The organism is Hwangdonia seohaensis (assembly GCF_031932625.1).
Taxonomy (GTDB): domain Bacteria; phylum Bacteroidota; class Bacteroidia; order Flavobacteriales; family Flavobacteriaceae; genus Hwangdonia; species Hwangdonia seohaensis.
In genome coordinates this window covers 1-20715 of record NZ_JAVSCK010000001.1, presented here as the reverse complement: position 1 = coordinate 20715, position 20715 = coordinate 1, and the positions used below count along the sequence as shown (strand labels likewise).

The 20715-nt window shown below is 36.4% G+C and carries 14 protein-coding genes; 10 read left to right on the top strand and 4 right to left on the bottom strand.

Features of this window, described 5'->3' with window-relative positions:
- The first annotated feature begins 60 nt into the window (after window positions 1–60).
- From porV to RNZ47_RS00045, 6 genes are all read left to right on the top strand, one after another.
- On the top strand, window positions 61–1272 hold the full coding sequence (gene porV, locus RNZ47_RS00070; protein ID WP_311934878.1) for a type IX secretion system outer membrane channel protein PorV: 1212 nt from the start codon (window positions 61–63) through the stop codon (window positions 1270–1272).
- A 170-nt stretch (window positions 1273–1442) separates the two neighbouring features.
- Window positions 1443–1925, top strand: coding sequence for a cytidine deaminase (gene cdd, locus RNZ47_RS00065; RefSeq protein ID WP_311934877.1), 483 nt, complete (start codon window positions 1443–1445; stop codon window positions 1923–1925).
- A 157-nt stretch (window positions 1926–2082) separates the two neighbouring features.
- Complete coding sequence (gene pdhA / locus RNZ47_RS00060) at window positions 2083–3081, top strand: pyruvate dehydrogenase (acetyl-transferring) E1 component subunit alpha (RefSeq protein ID WP_311934876.1); 999 nt, start codon at window positions 2083–2085, stop codon at window positions 3079–3081.
- 3 nt (window positions 3082–3084) lie between these two features.
- Window positions 3085–4716 carry a dihydrolipoamide acetyltransferase family protein gene (locus tag RNZ47_RS00055; protein ID WP_311934873.1) on the top strand — a complete coding sequence of 544 codons (1632 nt, stop codon included), beginning with the start codon at window positions 3085–3087 and terminating at the stop codon, window positions 4714–4716.
- A gap of 95 nt (window positions 4717–4811) precedes the next feature.
- A complete protein-coding gene (locus RNZ47_RS00050) occupies window positions 4812–5810 on the top strand; it encodes a M28 family metallopeptidase (RefSeq protein WP_311934871.1) in 999 nt (332 codons plus the stop codon).
- A complete protein-coding gene (locus tag RNZ47_RS00045; RefSeq protein WP_311934869.1) occupies window positions 5803–6483 on the top strand; it encodes an SDR family NAD(P)-dependent oxidoreductase in 681 nt (226 codons plus the stop codon). Before RNZ47_RS00050 ends, RNZ47_RS00045 begins: the two co-directional genes overlap by 8 nt.
- Before the next feature lie 2 nt (window positions 6484–6485).
- Here RNZ47_RS00045 and RNZ47_RS00040 read toward each other — a convergent pair whose 3' ends face one another.
- From RNZ47_RS00040 to rnhB, 4 genes are all read right to left on the bottom strand, one after another.
- Window positions 6486–7535: a nucleoid-associated protein gene (locus RNZ47_RS00040; protein ID WP_311934867.1), complete on the bottom strand. Its 1050-nt coding sequence runs from the start codon at window positions 7533–7535 to the stop codon at window positions 6486–6488.
- A gap of 115 nt (window positions 7536–7650) precedes the next feature.
- Window positions 7651–9201, bottom strand: a complete 1551-nt coding sequence (locus tag RNZ47_RS00035; RefSeq protein ID WP_311934865.1) for an OmpA family protein — start codon at window positions 9199–9201, stop codon at window positions 7651–7653.
- Between the two features lie 81 nt (window positions 9202–9282).
- Entirely contained in the window at window positions 9283–11709 is a 2427-nt protein-coding gene (locus RNZ47_RS00030) for a ribonuclease HII (protein WP_311934864.1), read from the bottom strand.
- Window positions 11710–11904: 195 nt separating this feature from the next.
- Complete coding sequence (gene rnhB / locus RNZ47_RS00025) at window positions 11905–12504, bottom strand: ribonuclease HII (RefSeq protein WP_311937454.1); 600 nt, start codon at window positions 12502–12504, stop codon at window positions 11905–11907.
- A 281-nt stretch (window positions 12505–12785) separates the two neighbouring features.
- On the opposite strand from rnhB, the gene RNZ47_RS00020 reads away from it, so the two are divergent.
- From RNZ47_RS00020 to RNZ47_RS00005, 4 genes are all read left to right on the top strand, one after another.
- Complete coding sequence (locus tag RNZ47_RS00020; protein WP_311934861.1) at window positions 12786–15953, top strand: SusC/RagA family TonB-linked outer membrane protein; 3168 nt, start codon at window positions 12786–12788, stop codon at window positions 15951–15953.
- A gap of 3 nt (window positions 15954–15956) precedes the next feature.
- Window positions 15957–17417 (top strand): RagB/SusD family nutrient uptake outer membrane protein, encoded by a 1461-nt coding sequence (locus tag RNZ47_RS00015; RefSeq protein ID WP_311934859.1) that lies wholly within the window; start codon window positions 15957–15959, stop codon window positions 17415–17417.
- A 61-nt stretch (window positions 17418–17478) separates the two neighbouring features.
- Window positions 17479–18189, top strand: a complete 711-nt coding sequence (locus RNZ47_RS00010) for a hypothetical protein (RefSeq protein WP_311934857.1) — start codon at window positions 17479–17481, stop codon at window positions 18187–18189.
- A 121-nt stretch (window positions 18190–18310) separates the two neighbouring features.
- Complete coding sequence (locus tag RNZ47_RS00005) at window positions 18311–20320, top strand: putative porin (RefSeq protein ID WP_311934855.1); 2010 nt, start codon at window positions 18311–18313, stop codon at window positions 20318–20320.
- Window positions 20321–20715 lie beyond the last annotated feature (395 nt).

Here is a 20715-nt window from a genome sequence, read left to right as displayed (position 1 = left end):
TTGAGGAGATTTAGAAAAAGTTTTGAAATAAAAATTATATTTGTTAAATAAAACTATCCCATGAAGAACGGAATATTGCTATTAATGGCATTTGCTTTTGTATTAAAAATAAATGCTCAAGGCGAAACTATTATTTTTGATAACCAAGAAAGACGCGTAATTACCACAGGAGTACCATTTGTTTTAATAGCACCAGATGCCCGAGCCGCTTCTATGGGCGATATGGGTGTAGCCACTTCGGTTGATGCTTTTTCGCAGCAATGGAACTCATCAAAATATGTATTCTCAGAATCAAAATCAGGTCTAGCAGTAAGTTACACACCTTATTTAAGTAAATTGGTTAATGATATTTTTTTAGGAAACGTTACCTATTTTAACCGATTGGATGAGCGTAGTGCCTTTGCAGCTAGTTTTAAATATTTTTCTTTAGGAGATATTGAATTTGTTCAAGATGAATTTTCCCAAGCATTAATTCAAAGACCCAACGAATTAACTATTGATGCATCTTATGCTTTACGATTAACAGATCAATTCGCTATGTCGGTAGCCATGCGCTATCTGCGTTCCGATTTAAAATTAGATACCGGAAATAACGATACCGCTGCTGCGAGTACTTTTGGAGTAGATATTTCAGGCTTTTATCAAAGCGAAGAAGAAGCGTATAACGATTTTAACGGACGCTGGAGAATGGGATTCGCCATTCAAAACATCGGGCCAAAGTTTAAATACGATGAAGGCGGACAAGAAAATTTCCAACCTACGATACTTCGTTTAGGTACAGGTTTCGATTTTATTTTTGATGATTATAATAAAATAGCCGTAACGGCCGAGGTTGGTAAACTATTAGTGCCAACACCACCGGTTTATGGGTTTGTTGACGAAGATGGTAACGGAACCCAAGCCACAGATGGAAGCGAACCAACCATAATTGTAAAGGGCAAAGATCCAGACGTGAGTTTTTTAACAGGTATGTTTCAATCGTTCGGCGATGCCCCAGACGGGTTTAGCGAAGAGTTAAAAGAGTTCACGTGGTCATTAGGAGCCGAATATTTATATCAAGATTCGTTTGCCTTTAGAGCGGGTTATTTTAACGAAAGTGAAGATAAAGGGGCAAGAAAGTTTTTAGCCCTTGGTGCAGGATTCAAATACAATGTGGTTAATATCGACTTGTCGTATTTGTTTTCAGCTTCAAAAGTACAAAGTCCTTTAGAAAATACATTGCGCTTTTCATTAACCTTTAATATTGGCGCCGGTACTTATAATGAGTTTTAATCTTACACCAAATAAATTATTTATAAAAAACTATTGTCGCAAAACAATAGTTTTTTTGTTTATATTGAAAAATAATTCCGCGATGCACAGCATTTGGGATTCCGTTTAAGATGGCCATTCTTATGGTTTTATTTTCAGTTAATAAACGGACAACGAATAATACATACACGATGAAGGAAGTAAAAATAGAATCAACACTCTATGTTTTTGAGGATTTAAGTGAGGTACCAAAAGATGTTGTAAAATTAATGCATAAAGCCATTGAAGCTAGGGAAAATGCCTATGCGCCCTATTCAAAATTTAATGTCGGTGCCGCGATTCTTTTAGATAATAACGAAATAATTATAGGAAGTAATCAAGAAAATGCCTCGTATCCTTCGGGCTTATGTGCCGAACGAACGGCCATTTATTATGCAGGCGCAAAATACCCTGAAGCCAAAATAGTAAGAATGGCTATTACGGCGGGTTCCAAAAAAAATAAAACAACAAGTCCCATTCCGCCATGTGGTGCATGCCGACAAACCATAGCAGAGTACGAAGTAAAGCAACACACACCTATTGAAATTTATTTTATGGGCGAAACGGGTAAAGTAGCTAAGTCTAATTCCTTGGCAAATTTACTGCCTTTGGTGTTTGATAAATCTGTACTATAACGTTTTAGTATAAAATTTACTATTTTCAGTTTTTTCATTAATGACTAAAGTGTTACTTTTGTTATTCGCTTGTTTCAATTTTAAATTGGAACGGTATATTTTGAAATCTCGAGATGATTAATCTGGAGTATTATTTTAGATCTAAATAATAAACTAAATGCAAAAAATAACTAAAGAAGTATACCTAAAATGGTATGAAGACATGTTGTTCTGGAGAAAATTTGAAGATAAATTAGCTGCAGCATATATACAACAAAAGGTAAGAGGGTTTCTTCATTTGTATAACGGTCAAGAAGCTGTTTTGGCAGGTGCTTTACACGCTATGGATTTAACTAAGGACAAAATGATTACGGCATACCGTAACCACGTGCAGCCCATCGGCATGGGTGTAGATCCAAGGCGCGTTATGGCCGAACTTTTTGGAAAAGCAACCGGAACCTCACAAGGTTTAGGTGGCTCTATGCACATTTTTTCTAAAGAACACCGTTTTTATGGTGGTCACGGTATAGTTGGCGGACAAATTCCTTTAGGCGCTGGAATTGCCTTTGGCGATAAATACCACGGTGTAGATGGCGTAACTTTATGCTGTTTTGGCGATGGTGCCGCAAGACAGGGCTCGTTGCATGAAACCTTTAATATGGCCATGCTTTGGAAATTACCGGTAGTATTTGTTTGCGAAAATAATGGTTATGCCATGGGAACCTCGGTGGAAAGAACCGCAAACCATTCAGAAATATGGAAACTTGGTAAAGGCTACGAAATGCCTTGTGGGCCAGTTGATGGGATGAATCCCATAAAGGTTGCAGAAGCTTTTGATGAAGCCATTCAACGCGCACGTCGTGGCGATGGGCCAACATTTTTAGAGCTTAAAACATACCGTTACAGAGGGCACTCCATGAGTGACGCCCAACATTATAGAACCAAAGATGAGGTTGAAGAATACAAAAAAATCGATCCTATTACCCAAATTAAGGATGTTATTATAGAAAAGAAATATGCCACAGAAGACGATATTAAAGTAATCGATAAACGTGTTAAAGCTTTAGTTTCAGAATGTGAAAAATTTGCTGAAGAGTCGCCGTTCCCTGAAAAGAATGTGATGTACGATGCAGTATACGAACAAGAAGATTATCCATTTATACAACATAAATTATAAGCTATGGCAATAGTAGTAAATATGCCACGTTTAAGCGACACCATGGAAGAGGGTACCGTTGCGGCTTGGTTAAAAAAAGTAGGTGATAAGGTAGAAGAAGGTGATATTTTAGCGGAAATTGAAACCGATAAAGCTACTATGGAATTTGAATCTTTTAACGAAGGCACTTTGCTTCATATTGGTGTTCAAGAAGGTGAAACCACAAAAGTGGATGAGCTTTTGGCCATTATAGGCGATGAAGGCGAAGATATTTCCGATTTAATAAATGGAACGGCTAACGCTTCCGCGGAAGCGAAAGAAGAATCAAAAGAAGAGGAAAAAGCGCCAGCTGAAACGGAATCAAAAGAAGAGACTTCAACAGAAGCAGATTTACCTGAAGGCGTTATAGTAGTAACCATGCCGCGTTTAAGCGATACCATGGAAGAAGGTACTGTAGCAACCTGGTTAAAAAAAGTAGGCGATACGGTTGAAGAAGGCGATATTCTAGCTGAAATTGAAACCGATAAAGCCACCATGGAATTCGAATCTTTCCAATCAGGAACGCTATTGGAAATCGGTTTGCAAGAAGGAGAATCGGCAAAAGTAGATGCGCTATTGGCAATTATTGGCCCCGCGGGAACAGATGTTTCGGGCGTAGCCGCTAATTTTGCAACATCTTCGGCACCGGCTAAAACGGAAGAAGCACCTAAGGCAGAGCCTAAAAAAGAGGTGTCTAAACCTGCGCCAACGTCAGCATCGACCCAAAGACCTAGTGCACCAACGCCAACACCTGTTGTGGATGGCGGACGCTTATATGTCTCGCCATTAGCTAAAAAAATGGCAGAAGAAAAAGGTATTAATCTATCGCAAGTTCAAGGTTCAGGAGAAAACGGACGAATTATAAAACGCGATATTGAAAATTATACACCTGCAGCATCGGCTGCCTCTGTGGGTAAATTTGTGCCTTCCGGACAAGAAGATTTTGATGAGGTTGCAAACTCAAATATGCGCAAAGCCATTGCTAAAAACTTGGCAAAATCCAAATTTACAGCACCACATTATTACTTAAATGTGGAGTTCGATATGGACAATGCAATAGCGTTCCGCGAGCAATTCAATACCTTGCCAGATACAAAAATATCCTTTAATGATATGATTGTAAAGGCCTGTGCATTGGCTTTAAAACAACACCCGCAAGTAAATTCGCAGTGGTTTGATGATAAAATGCGCTTGAATAACCACGTGCATATTGGCGTAGCGGTTGCTGTGCCAGATGGATTGGTTGTTCCGGTTGTGAAATTTGCCAATGAACAATCCTTGCCACAACTTAATGCCGCCGTTAAAAATTTTGCTGGAAGAGCAAGAAATAAAAAGTTAACGCTCGACGAAATGGAGGGTAGCACCTTTACGGTTTCAAACCTTGGTATGTTTGGTATAGAAAGCTTTACGTCTATTATCAATCAGCCAAATTCAGCCATACTATCTGTTGGCGCCATTGTGCAAAAACCGGTTGTGAAAAATGGACAAGTGGTACCGGGAAATACTATGAAATTATGTTTGGCCTGCGACCACAGAACGGTTGATGGAGCTACCGGGTCTTTATTCTTGCAAACCCTTAAAGGATATATTGAAAACCCTGTGACGATGCTTGTATAAAATGTCCTGCGAAAGCAGAAAACTATATAATATAAAACCTGTTTCATAACAATTGAAGCAGGTTTTTTTTATCTTTAAATTTTTAAAATTATAACATGAAAATACAATTAGGCATTATCGCAATAACTACAATTTTAAGTTGCAGTGCTCAAAAAACAATAGTTCAACCTGAAGCTAACATGAGTGAAGCTAAAGAGGTAACTCAAAAAACACCGGCAACTTTTGTTATTTCAGAAAAAAACGTAAAATCAAGCTTGGAATATTTAGCTTCGGATGATTTAGAAGGCAGAAATACAGGAAGTGAAGGCATAGAAAAAGCAGCGGTTTTTATTGAGGATTTCTTCAAAAAAAACAAGGTAAAACCCTTTTTTAAAACGTATCGGGATAGTTTTAATTTAAAGGAAATTATAGGTTATAACATGGTTGGCTATGTTGAAGGGAACGACCCAAAACTTAAAAACGAGTTTGTTATACTTGGTGCGCACTACGATCATATCGGGTATGGTGAAGCTGTAAATGGCGACAGTATTGCCAATGGAGCAAACGATGATGCCTCGGGAACTGTTGCCGTTTTAAAATGGGCCAAATACTTTTCAAAAACAAAAAGTAATAAGCGCAGTGTGCTTTTTACTTTGTTTTCAGCAGAGGAAATGGGGTTGAAAGGCTCAAGCCATTTAGCTAAAAGGCTAAAAGAGGAAAACCTCAATTTGTATACCATGATTAATTTTGAAATGATTGGCGTACCTAGGGCAGAGGATGAAATAACGGCCTATATATCGGGTTACGAAAGATCGAATATGGGACAAAAGTTAAACGAGTACGGTGGAAAAGAACTAATTGGATTTTTTCCTAAAGCTAAAGAGTTCCAACTGTTTAAAAGGTCTGATAATTATCCATTTTATCAAGCATTCAAAATACCGGCACACGCCATTTCTACTTTCGATTTTACAAATTTTGATTATTACCACCATGTAGATGACGAAGCCGATAAAATGGATTTTAAGCACATGACGAATTTTATTAATCTAATGATTCCTGCTTTGGAAGGCATGATAAATGCACCAACACAGGACATAAAAATGAACGATGAGTAACATAATAATTACAGGAACAAGTAGAGGTATAGGGTTTGAGTTGGTAAAACTATTTGCAAAAGCAGGGCACAAAGTTTTGGCGCTTTCGCGGAATGAAAAACCAATTAAAGACTTACAATTGGAACATGTTAGTACGATGTCGTTTGATTTGTCTGACGCAAAAGCATACCGTAAAGTTGAAGCTTTTGTAAAAGAAAATTGGCAACAAGTAGATGTGCTAATCAACAATGCCGGTGCGCTAATAAACAAAGCATTTGCCGAAACATCTATATCAGATTTTGAATACGTTTACAAAACCAACGTTTTTGGAGTTGCGGAACTAACACGAGTTGTGTTGCCCTTTATGAAAAACAACAGTCATGTAGTTACCATAAGCTCGATGGGCGGCGTGCAAGGCAGTATGAAATTTCCCGGGTTGGCCGCTTACAGTTCCAGTAAAGCCGCCGTTATTACGTTAACGGAATTGCTCGCTGAAGAATATAAAGAATCAGGTGTTTCGTTTAACGTGCTGGCATTAGGCGCTGTACAAACCGAAATGTTGGAAGAGGCCTTTCCTGGGTATGTTGCACCAACCACAGCTTTGGAAATGGCACAATATATTTTCGATTTTTCATTAAACGGCAATAAATATTACAATGGTAAACTGTTGCAGGTTTCTAATTCTACGCCGTAAAATTAAGCCTCAGCATTAAAAAACACCTTGTAATAATGCATTTTCTTTTCGTCGTCGTAACCGCGTTCTAAATATTCGGCAGAGGCATCGGGCGCATCGATATCCAGTTTTATTTGAATTTTGGTATCGAGTTTAATATCGGTTTTAATCTTGCGTTTTTCTTTGGTTACCACTCTTTCAGCGACATCAAACTGATTTCGAATAACAATGTTTTGCTCGCCTTCAAACTCTTTTTTATAATCTTCAAATTCCCTTATCTGTTTTTCTTCTTCAAAAAGTTCTTCTTTAAAACGCTCAACGTTTACCACTTCATTTTCTTTAAAAAAATCGATGGTTTTTGCTAAAAACGTGTTTTGTTCTTGTGCGCCGTAACTGGTTTTTAAAACCTCGGTAGAAAACTCTTTACACAGTTCAATATATTGCTGGGTGTGGTTGTTGGCATCGTCGGCATACTTAATATTCAAAAATTGGTTGGTCCAATATTGGGCATCGTAACCATTATTATCTACACTTAAAACAATGCTGCCTTCAGTATCGCTTTGGTTTAAAATTAAACAGCCTTTATCTACTTTTTTTGAGCTGATTCCTTTTTGAACCAACACATCGTAACTGTTATTTTCCAAATAGGTTTGAAAGAAGTTTACCTTGTTTTCAATTTTAAAAATGCCGATGGCATTTGTGGTCATTTCTGCAAATTCTATACCTTCAAACATCACGATTAAAACATCGCCCGTTTTTATTTGGGCCGAAGTTGATTGCTCGTATAAATGCGTTACGATATGTTTTGAAACTTCAACATAAGCCTCGTCTTCATTAAACATTTGAGAGGCATAACTATTAATTTCATTTAAGGCAATATTGGCATGATGGTTAAAACGATAGCTTTGCACCACGCTACCAAAAGGTCTTAACAGGAAAGGCAACATTAAGTCGTAACTGGCTTCATCAAAATCGACTAGTTTATCTGAAAACGCATTTTTTGTATCGTTAAATTTGTTACCGACTTTATGAATGATAAATTTTGAAATGGAGGCGTTTTTTCTTGAAATCATGTATAGAATATTAAGACTGCAATAGTAGTGATTTCAAAACAAAAAGCATAAAAAAAGAACGCCAAAACATATAGTTTTAGCGTTCTAGATTTGAGGACTTTAGATTTGGTTATCGTTATATTTTTACAAATTCCACACGTCTGTTTTGGGCTTTTCCCTTGGCCGTGCTATTATCGTCTACGGGTTGGGTTTCGCCTTTGCCATCGGTTTGTAAACGATTCCCGGATATTTTATAAACTTTTATTAAAGCTTCTTTCACAGCGTTTGCCCTGTTTTTTGATAGTTCTAAATTTACCGAATCGCTTCCATCTGCATCGGTATGTCCAATAATGTTTAGTTTAATGCTTTCGTCCTGCATTAAAACCTGCGAGATTTGACGAATTATACCGTAAGATTGTGCTTTGATTTTTGCCGAACCCGAATCGAACAGAATACCGTTGGTCGAAACTTTGCCCTTGCTTAACAGTTCGCGTCTTAAATCTACACCACCTTCAGCTACCTTTAAATTTGAAATAAAAAGATGCTCTTCATTGTCCTTTAAATTATTCAGATGGAATTTTAAATACTTAAGTACATTTTCTTCTTCAATAAACCTGGGAATATCGACATATTTGGTTTCGTTCACCCAAAGCCTGAAACGCTTTTTAGTAACCGAAATAGCTATATGTGGTTGGTTTAATACGGCTTTTCTAATATCTGCTTTAATATCGGTGTTTATTGAGCCGCCGCCTCTGTTAAAATAGTTTTTTGCCCTAAAGCCAAAAGCACCATATTGCCCTAAAGGAATATTGATTTTAGCATAATGGGCTAAACCATCGTTAAACGTATTGTTGTCGCTTAAAATGATGTGAAATCTGGCGGTAGACGAGGTTTGCCGGCCAAGGCCTTTAGTTAGCAAATCGAATTCTATGGTGTAATCCTCGGGTAAATCCTTTACGTCTGGAATATAATAAACGCCGTAGCCTGTTTTTAACTCGAACCAATTGCCCTTGTCGCCAATTTTTACAACCTCTCCCGATGCATTGGTATTCCATTTACTTGGGAAATCGCCAACATAATCTTGCGAGAAATCATCAAAAAACAATAATTTATCACCGGGAACATAATCAAATTTGCTATAGATTTCTAAATCGTCTGAAATATTAGAATTATCTTCCTCAGTATCATCATTTTCGTTGGAAGATCCCGATGAGCTATTTGATTCTTCATCGCTTGTGGAGGTATCATTCTCAGGATCATCTTCTGTTTCATCGCGTTCGCGCTGACCGAGAAGCAATTCCTTAGCCGTTTTTATACTATACGATAAAGCTTTTTTTGCCTTATTAATTTGCAACGTAGCTTTAGCTTGCTTTAAAACACTGGCGCCGTCAATATCGCTTAAAATATCTGGAGCGCTGTCGCTTAATCCGGATAAATCATCCAAAGCATCTTCCAAAACATCAATATCATTATCGTCTAGCGGTGTGCCTGCTGCGGCGTAACCATCGTATTTGTATACTTTGTCGTACAAATCGAAAGATTGGGTTACAAAATTATCGACACTAGAGAGGTTGACTTTGCTTTTTGGACGTTTTAATTGTTTGGTTTGTGCGTAAGAATGCGATATAATAAAAAATACCGCCACCCCTAAAAGGGGCAAACGCAATCCGTTTGTAGATAGTTTCATTGTAAATGAGTGATTAATAGCTGCCTAAAGATAAAAATTAGTTTGCAATTGCAAAACCTTAATTTACATTTAACATAGAAATTAATTCATTTGATATAAAATGATGGCGTCGCTATCTCCTTTTGTAACAAATTCTAAATTTCTGTCTTTGTCGATATTATCTAAGCTTATTTGGGAATTGCCGTAAACCGGAAAGTTTGAAATGGGTTTAGCCTGACTATCGAAAAGGTGAATTTTTTGAGATTGCAAATCGGTTACCGAAACATAAATTTTATCGTTCAAATAAAATATTTTTGGAGGGGTGTAATTGCCAAAATCAAGCTCAATCGTTCTGTTTTTAATGGTGAGTTTATTATCGGTAAGCGTAACCAATGTTTTGCTTGTGGTTTCTAAATGGTGATGGTCCGAAAGGTTTAAATTTTGAGTTGCCGTATTGCCTCTGGTATCAACCGATACCAATTCGCCATTAAGCGTTGTTGTGGTAAACTTGTTATTATAAAGATATACGGCTTGGTTTGAGAAATTCACAGAAGTTTTTGGTTTAACCCTGGTTTTTCCGGTGCGATCTAAAATATAAAGGTGGTCTTCGGTTTTAAAGGTTAAATAATCCTTACCGCTCATTCTAAAATGTTTTGGTTGGCTATTGATGGTTTTGTTGGCAGATTTAAATGTAAATCCGTTTACAATGTTTGCCTTAACATTGTACATAAACACTTTTTTGTTTTGGGTAACCATTAGCCTGTAATTTTTCTTTTTATCGTAATCGAAAACCGAAAGTGGTTGCGTAATTTTATCATTGAATTTTTTAGGAAATGGCGCCACATCGTTACCGTTTCGGTCAATCACATAAATTCTATTTGGGGTTGCAAACACAAGTTGAAGTCTGCCGTTTTTATAAATATCAATTTGCTCGATATTGCCTAAAACAGCACCTTGTAATTGTTTTTTCCACAGGATTCTTCCTTTGTTAGAAATTAAATACAGCTTGTTATTTACATCTTGTACAACAATCTCTTTTTGCTTGGTAATGTGGTTTGTAACAAATTGAGGTTGGTTTAATAAATCGGCATCTAATTTAATATTAAACTCCTCGGAAATGGAGTTTTGGTAGCCTCTGGTTTTTGCTTTTTTAATAATGCCATTTACATGTGCAAAATTGGTGTCGTATATAAATTGTAAAGCCGAAGCGCTGTATTTGTCTAAATTGTAATTTGAACTGTTTTGGAGGTTTTTATCCAAAATGCTTTTTAAAATAGACGGATTCACAACCATTAATAACGAGGACTGGTCGCTCAGATTTGCTTTAATGTCTTTAAAATAAGATTGTTGGCTTAACGTGGTTTTGTTTTGGTAATTGGCAATAATATTTTGGAGTAGCTCCATGTTTTCAGCAAACACAAAAAAATTGTCCAACACACAATATTTTGTGGCACTGTTATAGGTGATTAATGGGTAAAATGTGTTAGAAAATAATTCCGTTTCGCTAAAACTATAAATTTCAATTTGCCTGTAAGTGTCAATAATATTCAATTCGCTCAACAAAGCATCTTTGGTGGCAATAACATCAATGGAGTTTAAAGCTATGGCGCGTTGTGCATCTTCAAAAATTACACCAATTTCAGCAATATTATCGAAAAGCGTGGAGCTTGCAATCGAATCTTTTTTGTTGAATTTTGATAAGTTGGTTTCAAAAGCATTAAAATCGTCAAAAGTAAAGCTCATAAAACCATCGCTATTTGAAGGGGTTATATTTTGAATCTGATTTTCTTGCGGGACCGTATTTTTGAAAACATGAATTAAACTTTCTGATGAATCGGTTGCTTTTGTAATCCCGTTAATTAAAATTTCATCTTGACTAATATCGGCATCAACGGCAAAATAGTTTGAGAAATTTTTAAGGGGAATGGAATCTTCAATAAATAACGTTTTTATAAACGCATTGTCGGACTTCATTATAAGCGATAGAGATTTGTTTTGGCCCGTGGTGTTGTAAATTTTTTCCAATTCAGCATTTCTATTAACGTGTAAAAAAGCAGCGTCAACGGTTTTTTTTGAAGATGATGCAAAAAACATGCTGTCTACAACGGCGCTATAAAATGTGTTGTTGTTTAGATTGGATTTTGTTATGGTGGTGTTTTTATGAGTTAGCGTTTCTTCAATATAATTAGCTAAAGAGTCTGTTTTGAATAGGTTTTTGTGATATTTTGTTACAACGGAATATTGAAGGCTGTCTGTCTCATCATTTGAAAAACACACAAGCAAATCGCCTTTAGGGTGTAAAAGCGATAAAGCCTCAAGTTTACTTTCCAAAGTTTTATAGGAATTGGTTTTTGATAGTTTTTGAATAAAATCATTGTTTTGAAGAGCACTTTTTAAACTTTCGATATTTGAAGCTTTTAAGATTACCGAGCTGTGTTCTGGAATTAAATGATTTAATTTGGTTCGGGTTGTTTTATGTTTAGAGCAACTAAATACTACTATGAAGAGGGCAAAACAAAAAAATCTCATGTGAGGCATTATTTAAAAAAGAATTCCTTGGTGCTTAGCCAAAAGGTTTTCGTTGAAACTGTAATTCCCGATAAAAACAGGAATCTTAATAATTAATTTCGCTTTAAGAAATTATTAATTCTACAAACCTACATATTTTTCATCTTAAAAAAGGTGGAATGCCATAGAAAATCGAATAGCATTAAAGTAATAAACCTAAATATTAAGTTTTAATTGTTCGGGCAATAACCTAAACGATTTTCTGTGGTATTTGGTAATACCATATTTTTTAATGGCTTCACGGTGTTCTTTGGTGGGGTAACCTTTATTTTGTTTCCAATTGTACATGGGGAATTCCTCGTGGATTTTATCCATATACAAATCGCGATGTGTTTTTGCCAACACTGAAGCTGCGGCAATACTTAAATATTTACTATCGCCTTTAACTATGGTTTTAAACGGGATATTGTTGTACGGTTTGAATTTATTGCCATCAACTATAATGTATTCGGGAACTCGATTTAGCTTATTTATCGATTTATGCATGGCTAAAATGGAAGCATTCAAAATATTTATGGTGTCTATGTCGTCTTCAAATATATGCGCAACACCAAAGGTTAAGGCCTCAGTTTCTATTATGGGCTGTAATAAGTCTCGTTTTTTCTCACTTAATTGTTTGGAATCATTTAGGATTTCATTTAAAAAATCCTGGGGAAGTATAACGGCAGCAGCGGTTACGGGACCTGCAAGACAACCACGGCCGGCTTCATCTGTGCCACATTCCAATATCTTATTTGAATAGTTTTTTAACAACATGGGTATAAATATTGCCAAATCTATAGTTTTTACAACTATTTATTATGCATACATAATAAATTTATTTCGATTTATGCGAAAAACGTAATATTGCTTATTGAATTCTTAGTTTTTGTAAATAATTTTAAAATTATATTAATTGATACCCCTGTATTTTTATTAAGTACACATTTGAACAGATGTTAATTATTGCTTTAGTTAACATTTTTTTAGTGTATTTCTTTGCTTATTTAAGATATTATTAAGATGTTTGCGGTTGACTAACTCAAAATAATTGTTATATGAAATTAAAGTTGACATGGTTGTTGACGCTAATAATGGCGTTTTCAATTCAATTCTCTAATGCACAAGAGAGATCTATTTCAGGAGAAGTAACATCATCTATGGATGGTTTACCGTTGCCTGGAGTAAGCGTAATAGTTAAAGGAACAACTAGGGGAGCGCAAACAGATTTTGATGGTAAGTATACCATTAAAGCTTCAACTGGAGAGGTTCTGGTTTTTTCGTTTGTAGGAATGAAAAACGTTGAATCTACTATTGGAGCAAGCAATACAATTAACATTTCCATGCAAGAAGACATAGCTGCTCTAGATGAAGTGGTTGTTGTTGCTTATGGTACACAGAAGAAAGAAGCCTTAACAGGTTCTGTGGGTGTTGTTAAAACCGAAGCCTTGGAAAAAATTGCTACCTCGAATGTGGTACAAGGTATTGTTGGTAAAGTTGCAGGTGTTCAAGTTATTAATAACTCTGGACAACCAGGTGCTGCTCCAACTGTAAGAATTAGAGGTGTAGGTTCTATTAACGCAAGTAGCGAGCCTTTATATGTTGTAAACGGAGTGCCGTTTCAAGGGGATATAAACTCAATAAACTCAAATGATATTGAATCTTTTACAGTACTAAAAGATGCAGCTGCTGGTGCCTTATATGGTAGTAGGGGATCTAATGGTGTAATTATTATTACAACCAAGAAGGGGAAAAGAGATGCGGTTTCTGTTAACTTAGATGTTAGCACTACTTATTTAACAAGAGCGACTAAAGATTACGACGTAATTAAAGATCCTGGTATGTATTACGAGGCGCACTTTTTAGCGATGAAGAATTTCTTGATTACTACTGGTGAAACACCTACCGATGCCGCTAATTTAGCAGCAGCTAATATGATTCAAGATAATATTGGGTCAGGTTATAGCTTAGGGTATAATAATTATGATGTACCAGATGATCAGCTAATAAATCCTGCGACGGGTAAATTAAACCCTAGCGCAAATTTATTATACCATGATGATTGGGACGATTACATGTTTAATAATTCATTTTCAACCAAAACATTTTTAAGTGTTTCTGGCGGTTCAGAGAATTCTAAATATTATTTCTCTTTAGGTCATCAAGATGACAAAGCATATACCATCAAATCCAATTTTGAAAGAGTTACGGCTAATATGTCTTTAGAGCAAACAATTAAAGAAAACCTAACACTTGGTGGTACTATGAATTATGCACATACAGTTCAAAACGCTCCTGATCAAGGAGGGTATGCAGGTGCATTTACTTGGACACGTTCTATTGCACCAATTTATCCGGTATTTGGTTATAATTTAGACGGATCTCCTGTTCGAGACACTAACGGAGTTCATGTTTTCGACTATGGTGATGGACAAACTGGTACACCACAAATTAGAAGGTATGCGGCTTTTGCTAACCCTTATGCAACTACATTGTTGGATATTAAAAGAAGAACGGCCGATAACTTAAATGGAAATATTTTCTTAAAGTATGACTTTTTAAATGATTTTTCTTTTAGATACAATGTGTCTGCAGACTTACGCCATGACAATAGAGTAAGTTATGACACGCCATTAGGTGGAGATGCTTATGGTGTAGAGGGTAGATCGACTCCTAGAGCGTCTAGAGATTTTACGGTAACACATCAGCAGTTATTAACTTGGAAAAAGGACTTTGGTAATCATAGCGTAGATGTTTTAATTGGACATGAGTCAAGTGAAGAGAAATTCGTATATTTAGATGCACAAAAAACAAAGTTTTTATTACCAAATGAATCTGTGTTAGATTACGGTGTTAACTTTCAGTACATAAATAACTACGAGTTCGATTACGGTATAGAAGGGTACTTGTCAAGAGTAAATTACGATTTTAGTGATAAGTATTTCATTAACGCAAGTTACAGAAGAGATGCCTCTTCGGTATTCCATCCTGATAATAGATGGGGTGATTTTTACGGAGCTGGAGCTGCTTGGAGAGTGTCTCAAGAGTCATTCTTAGACAGTGCTGATTGGTTAACGGAGTTTAAGCTAAAAGCAAGTATCGGACAACAAGGTAACGACAGAATATTATATTCTGATAACTCTGGTAGAAACTACATTGCTTATGAAGATCAATACTTTGTATCAAATAATAATGGTAATATTGGACTTAGTTTACAATACCAAGGGAATCCCGATTTAACTTGGGAAACTTCAACCAACTTTAATGCAGGTTTTGAACTTGGATTATTTGATAACAGAATTACCTTGGATGCTGAGTATTTTAAAAGAGATGTGTCAGGTTTATTATTTAACACACCACAACCGCCGTCTTCTGGTTTACCAAGCTTCCCTGAGAATGTAGGTGATATGGAGAATGTAGGTTACGAAGCAAGCCTTAATGTTGATATTTTCAGATCAGAAGATGTAAATTGGTCTGTTAATGTTAACGCAACACATTTCGAGAACAAAATAACAAAGTTGCCAGAAGGTAAAGAAACTATTGAAAATGGCGCATTTGAACTTGAAGTAGGAAGATCTCAATTCGAGTATTTCTCAAGAGAATATGCAGGGGTTAACCCTAATAATGGAGCCGCTTTATTTTATAAAGATATATTGGATACAAACGGTAATCCAACAGGCGAGAGAGAAGTAACAGAAGATTGGGCAGATGCCGATGAGTATTTTATTGGAAAAAGCGCGTTACCTGAATTATATGGTGGTTTTGGTACAAGCTTTAGCTATAAAAACTTTAGTTTAGGTTTACATTTTGCTTACCAATTTGGAGGTTACGGTAGAGACAATACATATATAGAATTGTTATCTGGTGAAGCTGGTGAAAACTTACATAAAGATGTATTTAACACATGGACCATTGATAATCCAACAGCATCTTTACCATTGGTAGTGCCAAACAATGATTTAAATTACTATGCGACATCTAATATTAGATTAATCGAATCTGATTACTTGAGTTTGCAAGATGTAAATATATCGTATAATTTAAATGATAATATTACTGAAAAGTTAGGGTTAACGTCTGCAAGGATATATCTTAATGCGGGTAATGTTTATTTATGGTCTAAAAGACAAGGCTATGATCCAAGATTAAGTTTTACAGGACTTAATACTGATACTAACTTCTCGTTAGTAAGAAATATTACATTTGGTTTAAACCTTAAATTTTAAATTATGAAAAAGAAAATTTTATTAAGTTTATTCGCAATTGCTTTATTCTCATGTGAAAAAGAATTCCTTGACACAGAGTCTAAACAATATGTGACTCAAACACAATTAGAAGAGTTGGCAAACTCGTCGCCAGAAGCGCTTTTAACAATCAACACAGGTGTTGAAGATGGACAATATGCCTTTTTTAGAGAATACTCTACAAACTTTGAAGATACTGGTGGAAGACACGACGACTTTGGTCAAATGTCAATCAATCTAGGTCTAGATTTAATGTCTAATGATATGGTACAGGTTACTGATCATTGGATGGGAAATTACTATGCTTACAGAGGTAGAACCCAAGATTTCTCTACAACTAGAATTATTTGGAATTTTTATTACTCTATTATAAGAAATGTAAATTCAATTGTTGCTCAAATACCAGCAGATGCTACTGATGATAGATTAGTACATTTACGAGGCAGAGCGCAAGCATTAAGAGCTTATAGCTATTTCAACTTAATTAGAATATACCAACACAAATACCAAGGAAATCAATCTGCTCCTGGTGTACCGCTTTATGATGGAGCTGATTTAGTAATTCCTTCAAGAGCCAGTGTACAGGAAGTATACGATTTAATTATAGCAGACTTAGAAAATGCATATGCGACAGTAGATGGATATGTTAGAGATTCTAAAGAAAAGCTAGATAAGTCTATTATTGCCGGAATTTACGCAAGAGTGTTGTTGGAAACAGGAACGAACAATACAAAATGTGCTCAAATGGCTGCTGAAGCGAAAGCAGCAGGGTCTTTAATGAGCTCTTCTGCATGGTTAAACGAAGGTTTCTCGCAAATATCAAATTCAGAGTGGTTATGGGGATCAGACATTAATAATGAGTCTTCAACGGTTTATGCATCTTTCTTTTCACAAGTGGCAAGTTTAAACGCAGGCTATGCAGGATTATTGGGAGTACATAAAACAATCGACATGAGATTATATGATGCCATTCCAGCAACTGATTCTAGAAAACAAGCATTTGCAGACGATGGAACATACATTAATTATAAATTCAGGGATTTTACATTTTTTGAAGGTGATTACGTGTACATGCGTGTGGCTGAAATGTATCTTATCGAAGCAGAAGCTTTAGCAAGAAACGGCAATGATTCTCAAGCAGCACAAGTACTTTATAATTTAGTAAGCACAAGAGATTCAGGTTATACATTATCAACAAATACGGGTCAAGCTTTAATTGCTGAAATTCTATTACAAAGAAGAATAGAATTATGGGGTGAAGGATTTGCTTGGTTCGATATGAAAAGAAACGATGTGGCTCTAGAAAGAGATTATCCAGGTTCTAACCATGCTTCTTTTGGTAAAGACAATTACGCCGCGGGTGCAAAGGAATTCTTATTCCAAATACCTAAACGTGAATTAGATAATAACATTGATATTAATGACGAGGACCAAAATCCTCTATAATAACCTAAAAATATAAAGAAGTATGAAAAATAAATTAATATACGGGTTTCTTTTTTTATCGATGCTTGCGTTTACATTCGTAAGTTGCGAAGAAGAGGGAGTACTTCCAGTAGAAATACCAAATGCTATTTCCTTTAATGCAGAAGCAGACGCAAATATTCAAGTAGAAGAGACGGGCACAACCTATGCTATAGAGGTGCAATCAACAACAACGTCTAATACGGCAAGAACAATAACGGCTGTACTAAATGCGGCAGAATCTACAGGTTTGCCAGCTGAATATAACTTTAGCGGTACGATAACTATTCCAGCAGGGGAGACAGTAGGTTCAGAGGAAATTAGCTTTAATTTTATTGAAATGCCTATTGGTCCAACCAGAACACTGGTTTTTGATTTAGCATTGCCAGATGATGGATCATTTCTTAATACGTCAAGAGATAGCCATACCATTAAGTATACAGCGGTATGCCCTTTATCAGGGCCGCAGTTAACAACGGTTAGTTTTACGTTCGATCCTTGGCCAGAAGAGCTTAGTTGGTCAATAACAAACGATGCTAACGGGCTTGTGGTAGCCTCAGGTACTGGATATGATGGATTGACTTCATTTAGTACAGACGTTTGCTTAATTTCTGGTGATTACACATTCACTATTGAAGATGCTTACGGCGATGGAGGAGCACTTTACGAGCTATCTCAAAACGGGAATGTCGTTATTTCAGGAGGGCCTGCTTATGGTACCGGAGAATCACAATCATTTACCATTTCTATTTAATATAGAGGTACTCAAATATTTTAAATAAAGAAAGCCGGCTAATTTAGCCGGCTTTCTTTATTTAAAATATTTACTTAAAATTACCGTTCAAATAATTACTTTTGCTTCGGAAGATTAAATTATGATGAGATTAATTTTAGTATTGTTTTTAGTGTTTTCGTTTAGCAATGTAAACGCGCAAGTAAAACCTAAGTTATTAAAAGAGGCAGACACGGTGTCTTTAAAATCTCAAGATAGTTTAAAAACATCTGGTAAACCTAAACCTAAAAAAAATCTCTTAGATAAATTAGATCCAAAAACTAAAGAAGAAAAAGCCAAAATATCAGACTATTTAATAATCTCCCACAAAAACGATACAACTTTTGTCGATACCACTTTAACCATCCAAAAGGAATATAAATTTAATTATCTACGAAAAGACAATTTTGGTTTAATGCCCTTTTCAAACCTGGGGCAAACCTACAACAGTTTGACCTATAATTTTGAAAACACGGATTTAATGCCAAGTTTCGGTGTTCGGGCTAGACATTTTAATTTTATGGAGGTTGAAGATATTAATTATTACCGTGTACCAACACCATTAACGGAATTGCTCTACAAATCCGCTTTCGAGCAAGGGCAACTAGCCGATTCCTTCTTTACGGTAAATACGTCACCGCAGTTAAATTTTTCAATAGCCTATAAAGGGTTACGGTCTTTGGGCAAATACCAACACTTGTTAACCAGTACGGGAAATTTTAGGTTCACAACAAACTACCAAACAAAAAACAAACGATACGCTGCTAGGGCACACATGGTAACCCAAGATTTGCTTAACCAAGAAAATGGAGGACTTAGAGACGATATGGTAGAAAATTTCCAGAACGGAACCCCAGAGTTTTTAGACCGATCCATATTAGAAGTAAATTTCGAAAATGCAGAAAACATTCTAAAGGGCAAACGCTTTCATTTAGAGCACGCCTATAATATTATTAACAAAAAAGATTCGCTTTCAAAAAACAAACTAAGCATAGGTCATATTATATCCCTAAAAGATAAATCCTTTCAATACGACCAATCAACAGCAAATACAAGTTATTTTGGTGCCGCCTTTTCAAGTTCAAAATTCAGAGACCGCGTAACCCTCGAAAACCTATACAACCAACTACAATTAAATTATAGCAACAATATACTTGGCGATTTACAATTCAATATAAGTAACAATAATTACAACTACGGTTACAATAAAGTGGTCGTATTAAATGGCAACAACATAACCAACAGGTTAAAAGGCGATGTGTTTTCAGCAGGCGGAAAGTACCACAAGCATTTTAAAAACTTCGAATTGCATGGCGAATTGGGCGTAAACGTTTCGGGCGATTTCGAAGGAAACTTTATAAAAGCACATGCCACCTTCAAATTAAATAACGATTTATCGGCAACGGCATCCATAAACCACAACTCCAAAGCACCAAATTACAATGTACTGCTATACCAAAGCAATCACATAAATTACAATTGGCGAAACAATTTTAACAATACCGAAACGCAGCAACTCGCATTTCAATTGAAATCAAAAAAAATAGCCAGTATATTGGTCGACTATTCAACCATAACCGATTACACCTATTTTAAAAGAGACAGCACAGGAATTCCAGACGGCGAGTTCGTCCCAATCAAGCCCTTTCAAAACGACAAAACCATAAGCTATCTCAGGGTCAAACTGGAAAAAGAAATAAAAGTTGGCAAATTCGCACTGCACAACACGGTAATGTACCAAAACACCCAAGACGAAAACCAGGTGCTAAACGTACCCGAGCTCACCACGCGCAACACCATATACTACGCAAGCCACGTATTTAAAAAGGCCATGTACCTACAAACAGGCGTAACATTCAACTATTTCACGGCATATAACATGAATGCCTACGATCCGCTATTGGCAGAATTCTACGTGCAAACCCAAAAGGAATACGGCAACTTCCCACGGTTCGATTTCTTTATAAACGCAAAAATCCGCCAAACCAGAATCTATTTAAAGGCCGAACATTTCAACGCAGCCTTCACCGGCTACAATTATTTCGCAGCACCAAACAATCCGTACCGCGACTTCACCGTGCGTTTCGGATTAGTGTGGAATTTCTTTATGTAAACAGTTTTTTGGGCGTTCCCCCGCTTGGTCGCTGAGGCTCCCGAAGCGGGGTCGGGCTTTCCAATACAATCTTTTTAAAAACGTCATTGCGAGGAGTTGGCGACGTGGCAATCTGCAAAAATTCAGTTTAAAGCCCAATGCACCGCTTGTTCTTTTTAAAAAGGATTTCCATTACAATCCCTAACGCGGGCGTGCCGGCAAATGGCGCCGCGCAGAAACCGGCGTCGATGCCGTCCCCAAAAAAAAAGGGCACCGATACCATAATATACGGCATACATTAAGTAACGGTTCGCGCAAATGCCCGGGGCACAACCGCGGCGCCGCCGTGTTTTGCCAACGGCGCTCCCCGATTTCCAGTACGGCTGGATGCAGGGCCATGGGTTTCAGGTTTTTTT

Coding starts and splice junctions, on each gene's coding strand:
- pdhA (WP_311934876.1), top strand. CDS start 2,083: ATGCAAAAAATAACTAAAGAAGTATACCTAAAATGGTATGAAGACATG.
- RNZ47_RS00045 (WP_311934869.1), top strand. CDS start 5,803: ATGAGTAACATAATAATTACAGGAACAAGTAGAGGTATAGGGTTTGAG.
- RNZ47_RS00010 (WP_311934857.1), top strand. CDS start 17,479: ATGCTTGCGTTTACATTCGTAAGTTGCGAAGAAGAGGGAGTACTTCCA.
- RNZ47_RS00040 (WP_311934867.1), bottom strand. CDS start 7,535: ATGATTTCAAGAAAAAACGCCTCCATTTCAAAATTTATCATTCATAAA.
- porV (WP_311934878.1), top strand. CDS start 61: ATGAAGAACGGAATATTGCTATTAATGGCATTTGCTTTTGTATTAAAA.
- RNZ47_RS00050 (WP_311934871.1), top strand. CDS start 4,812: ATGAAAATACAATTAGGCATTATCGCAATAACTACAATTTTAAGTTGC.
- RNZ47_RS00035 (WP_311934865.1), bottom strand. CDS start 9,201: ATGAAACTATCTACAAACGGATTGCGTTTGCCCCTTTTAGGGGTGGCG.
- RNZ47_RS00015 (WP_311934859.1), top strand. CDS start 15,957: ATGAAAAAGAAAATTTTATTAAGTTTATTCGCAATTGCTTTATTCTCA.
- cdd (WP_311934877.1), top strand. CDS start 1,443: ATGAAGGAAGTAAAAATAGAATCAACACTCTATGTTTTTGAGGATTTA.
- RNZ47_RS00020 (WP_311934861.1), top strand. CDS start 12,786: ATGAAATTAAAGTTGACATGGTTGTTGACGCTAATAATGGCGTTTTCA.
- RNZ47_RS00055 (WP_311934873.1), top strand. CDS start 3,085: ATGGCAATAGTAGTAAATATGCCACGTTTAAGCGACACCATGGAAGAG.
- RNZ47_RS00005 (WP_311934855.1), top strand. CDS start 18,311: ATGATGAGATTAATTTTAGTATTGTTTTTAGTGTTTTCGTTTAGCAAT.
- RNZ47_RS00030 (WP_311934864.1), bottom strand. CDS start 11,709: ATGAGATTTTTTTGTTTTGCCCTCTTCATAGTAGTATTTAGTTGCTCT.
- rnhB (WP_311937454.1), bottom strand. CDS start 12,504: ATGTTGTTAAAAAACTATTCAAATAAGATATTGGAATGTGGCACAGAT.